2 protein-coding genes are annotated in these 3,739 nt (G+C 46.2%); both read right to left on the reverse strand.

What is annotated here, in order from left to right:
- Nucleotides 1–916, reverse strand: a 916-nt coding sequence (locus L1D55_RS26865; RefSeq protein WP_239919481.1) for a cadherin-like domain-containing protein, incomplete at its 3' end; no start/stop codon positions are given.
- Between the two features lie 102 nt (nucleotides 917–1,018).
- Nucleotides 1,019–3,739 (reverse strand): tandem-95 repeat protein (locus tag L1D55_RS26870; RefSeq protein WP_239919482.1); only part of this gene is annotated, 2,721 nt, incomplete at its 5' end.

Genomic DNA, 3,739 nt, shown 5'->3' on the forward strand with positions numbered 1-3,739 from the left:
CCACTGTTGGGTCGCTCATCGGATTAACCGTTAGGTCTGCCGTTGCGGTCACCGTATCGGTACCGTCCGTTAGGTCGAAGGAGATATCAATGTCACCATTGAAATTCGCATCCGGCGTAATAGTGAAGCTGCCGTCATCGTTTGCCGTCACCGTCGCGTTACCGCCAACAGACAAGTTCGCTGCCGTTAGGTCATCGCCTTCCACATCGGTCGCTTGTGCCAACAATTGCGCTTGGCTCAAGGTAATCGATGCGTCTTCATTGACCGTGTAAGCCAAATCACCGCTCACTGGCGCATCATTAACGGCCTTCACATCCACTTCGGCCGTCGTCGAGACTTTCTCTCCATCTTCATCGGCAACCACAACCGTTAAGCTCACACCACCGTTGAAGTTCTCATTCGGTGCAAAACTGTAAGTACCGTCGTCATTCGCCGTTAAAATACCGTCAGTGCCCGTGTACGTCACACTGTCTAGGCTGACATCGCCTTCCACATCACTCGATTGAGCCAGTAACTGCGCTTCAGTGAAGTTAATCACTTCATCTTCATTCACAGAGTAACTGGTTGAACCCGCGACCGGTGCATCATTTACTTCTGTCACCGTCACATTCATATTCGCATCAACCGGCTCGGTACCATCGGTTACCGTAAAGTTGAGGCTTACATCGCCATTGAAGTTCTCATTCGGTGCAAACGAGTAAGTGCCATCACCATTATCAGTGAACACGCCGTCTGTACCTGCGTAACTCACATCACTGATAGACAGATCGTCTCCATCAATATCTGTCGCACCCGCCAATAAATCAGCATCTGTGAAAGTTAACGTACCGTCTTCTTCTAACGTGAAGTTCTGATCTTCAACCTCTGTCGTATCATTAACAGCCGCAAAGTTAACGTTAATGGTGTTTGAATCCACTAACTCTCCGTCAGTGACGTATATGTTAACTGAACGTCACCATTAAAGTTCTCACTCGGTGTCAATGTCCAGGTGCCATCTTCGTTATCGACCAAAGTGGCATCATCGCNCTTCTGTCACCGTCACATTCATATTCGCATCAACCGGCTCGGTACCATCGGTTACCGTAAAGTTGAGGCTTACATCGCCATTGAAGTTCTCATTCGGTGCAAACGAGTAAGTGCCATCACCATTATCAGTGAACACGCCGTCTGTACCTGCGTAACTCACATCACTGATAGACAGATCGTCTCCATCAATATCTGTCGCACCCGCCAATAAATCAGCATCTGTGAAAGTTAACGTACCGTCTTCTTCTATGCTGAAGTTCTGATCTTCAACCTCTGCCGTATCATTAACAGCCGCAAAGTTAACGTTAATGGTGTTTGAATCCACTAACTCTCCGTCAGTGACGTTATATGTTAACTGAACCTCACCATTAAAGTTCTCACTCGGTGTCAATGTCCAAGTGCCATCTTCGTTATCGACCAAAGTGGCATCATCGCCGACAAGCGCTAAATCAGTAATATCAAGCTCATCTCCATCTACGTCCGACGCTTGTGCTAACAAGTCCGCCTTCGTAAATAGATATGTGCCATCTGACGCCCCGTCTGCCGTATTACTGTCTACTAAGTTTGTCAACTGCGCAGTTAAATCAAAATCATTGACCACAAATTCATCACTAACTTCAACACCATTACTAGACACTGATGTAAATGATAAGGTTGTTTCTGGAATATGCTTAACCGATAAATTAAATAGTTGGAACCCATGGAATGAGGAACCATCCGCTACACCGATTTCAATTCTTGCTATAGATTCGCCGCCAGTTTGAACAGAAAAAGAGCCATCAGAATCACTAAATCCACCTACATTAACGTTTTCTTGAACCGTTTGGATCAAGTCCCCTTCGAGGTTATAAGCTAATATTTCAACTTCATTACTTGAGCTAAAACTAGTATCAAGCCCATTTAGCGTCAGATTAACTTCATGAACACCTTTTCCATCGAATTCAACAGTAATCGATTCATTATTTTTGAACCCATGCTCCGGACCATAACGATCAGAGTCTCCTAAACCATCATCATAAGTACCGCCAAAGTCAGTTGCCTTAAAGTCTGTGTTATTTGCGGTTAATGTTACAGTTAAGTCATCTGTACTATGATGGATAGTTTGCGAGTCAATTAACTCCCCCCAATCAGCTATGCTTACAGCATCACCTACTTCTGGAGTCCCCAAAGTAGTTGTAATTATTGCATCTTCATTGGGAACAAAACGCACTTCAGTATCCGGCGCAACGTTGACACCTGCCTCTAGAGAGATCCACTCTCCATCAACATTCATTTCAACAACACCATGCTCCGGTTGAGTATCAAGACGTATAGATGCCTCGAATAGAGCCATTGCTGCCACATCTTCTGTTGCTGAGACATTAATCTCATCACCAGCGTCCGGTGCATCGTTGACTGCATTAACCAACAGATCCAAATTTAACTCAGTCAGCACATTGCCATCAGTATCTTGTACACTATAGCTAACCTCAGCATCACCATGGAAATCTGCATCCGGGGCAATGGTAAAGCTACCATCGTCATTTTCAGCAACCGTGACATTAACGCCAGAGAAAACAATATCACCTATCGTTGCGTCTTCTGGGTCAAACCCAGCTTTTTCTAGCAACTCATCTCGTGTAAAGTCCAGAGCGACATCTTCATCGGTTTCCCAGTCAGGAACTGGATTGACAGTTAAAGCAATATTAGTCTCAACCGTATCTGTACCGTCACTGATATCAAAGGTTAATGCGACATCGCCACTGTAACCTTCGCTCGGGGTGATGGTGAAGCTGCCATCCGCATTCTCTACCACCGACGCGTTAGCACCAGCCTGTACGTTCGAAGCCGTTAGGTCATCGCCTTCCACATCGGTCGCCTGTGCCAACAATTGAGCTTGACTTAACGTAATAGAGTTATCTTCATTAACCGTGTAAGCCAAATCACCACTTACTGGCGCATCGTTGACAGCAACAACCTCAATTTCTGCTGCCGTCGACGCTGTTACAGCATCTTCATCCGATACCACAATATCTAAGCTTACGTTACCATTGAAGTTCTCATTTGGCGCAAACGTAAACGTACCATCACTATTTGAAATAAAAATGCCGTCTGTGCCCGTGTACGTCACACTGTCTAGGCTAACCTCACCTTCCACATCACTTGATTGAGCCAGTAACTGCGCTTCCGTGAAGGTAATCACTTCATCTTCATTAATGGAGTAACTGGTTGAACCCGCAACCGGTGGGTCGTTTACTTCTATAACGGTTAGCCCCGCTGTCGTCGATGTGGTTTCTCCGTCCTCATCCGCAACCACAACATTGAAGCTCACATCACCGTTGAAGTTCTCATTCGGTGCAAACGTATACGTGCCATCATCGTTGGTCGTGAACACACCATCAGAGCCACCGTAAGTGACCGTACTTACCGACACATCACCTTCTACATCCGAGGAGTTCGCTAACAACTGCTCGTTACTGATGGTGATCGAGTGATCTTCATTCACGGTATAAGACGTGCTACCCGCCAATGGCGTATCGTTCACCGCATCGACCGTCACACCAATGGTCGCATCCACCGTTTCTGAGCCAGTGGTCACGGAGAAGCTTAGGTCCACTTCGCCATTGAAGTTCTCATTCGGCTCAAAGCTGTAAGTACCGTCATTGTTGTTGGTTAAAACACCATCCGTTCCTGTGTAAGTCACAGAGTCAATCGATAGCGTTTCACCATCGGC

It is taken from the genome of Vibrio sp. Isolate22 (assembly GCF_022398115.1).
Classification (GTDB): Bacteria; Pseudomonadota; Gammaproteobacteria; order Enterobacterales; family Vibrionaceae; genus Vibrio.